We start from the raw sequence: 329 nt of genomic DNA on the forward strand, positions 1-329 counted from the left end.
GTCGAGGAGATGGACGGCGCCGGCGTCCGGTCGATGAAGTTCCGCGGCGGCATGCCGCTGCTCGGGCTGATCAAGCTGTTCGGGCAGTACCGGAACGCCAACTCGATGGCGCTTCTGGACAACTACGTCCGCGACGTCGACGAGGACGAGGCGCTCGGCGCGATGGGGCTGGACAACTACTCGTTCCACACCGACCTGCCGCCGGGCCACACGATGGTCACCGGGCAACAGACCGTCGACTTCGACCTCGCGAACGTCGAGCACGCCGACCAGCTCGTCGTCGCGGGGATGAACTACCTCACCTCGAAGATGGCGGACTGCCACTGGCT

1 protein-coding gene is annotated in these 329 nt (G+C 66.3%); it reads left to right on the top strand.

Annotated elements, in window-relative coordinates; all coding sequences use genetic code 11:
- The coding region (locus EXE45_RS18510; RefSeq protein ID WP_137695175.1) for a hypothetical protein at nucleotides 1-329 on the top strand (329 nt) is incomplete at both ends.

It is taken from the genome of Halorubrum sp. SP9 (assembly GCF_005435015.1).
Lineage (GTDB): Archaea > Halobacteriota > Halobacteria > Halobacteriales > Haloferacaceae > Halorubrum > Halorubrum sodomense.